Here is a 589-nt window from a genome sequence, read left to right on the forward strand (position 1 = left end):
CTGGGCCCGTCCGGCACCGGCAAGACCCATATTGCCCTCGGCCTCGGACTGGCGGCCTGCCAGAAAGGCCTGAAGGTGCGCTTCACTACTGCTGCCGCTCTCGTCCACGAACTCGTCGAAGCGGTCGACGATCGCCGGCTCCAGCGCCTCCAGAAGACCCTCGCCAGCCAGGATCTCCTGATCATCGACGAACTGGGCTTCGTGCCGCTGTCAAAGACGGGTGCCGAGCTGCTCTTCGAGATCATCTCGCAGCGCTACGAGCGTGGCACGATCATCATTACCTCGAACCTCCCCTTCGACGAATGGACCGAGGTCTTCGGCTCCGAGCGTCTCACCGGCGCCATCCTCGACCGTCTGACCCACCACGTCCACATCCTCGAAATGAACGGCGAGAGCTTCCGTCTCCGACAGAGCCGCAAGACAAAAGCCTGATCCAAACCACAACCAGATCCCAACGAACTGGCCTTCGGCCAGTGCGCCTTGACGCGCGCCAGCTATCTGGGAGCGCACGCGCCAAGGCGCCCGCCAGACCCCAGCCGTTGGGGATTATTCCACCGGTTCACTGACCCATTTTGCTCCGGGATTGACA

Annotated in this window: 1 protein-coding gene; it reads left to right on the forward strand. The window is 62.8% G+C overall.

All coding sequences use genetic code 11. The features are described from left to right. Positions 1-432, forward strand: a 432-nt coding sequence (locus KZZ07_RS26655; protein ID WP_219519941.1) for an ATP-binding protein, incomplete at its 5' end; no start/stop codon positions are given. Positions 433-589: the final 157 nt, after the last annotated feature.

It is taken from the genome of Mameliella sp. CS4 (genome assembly GCF_019392335.1).
GTDB lineage: Bacteria > Pseudomonadota > Alphaproteobacteria > Rhodobacterales > Rhodobacteraceae > Antarctobacter.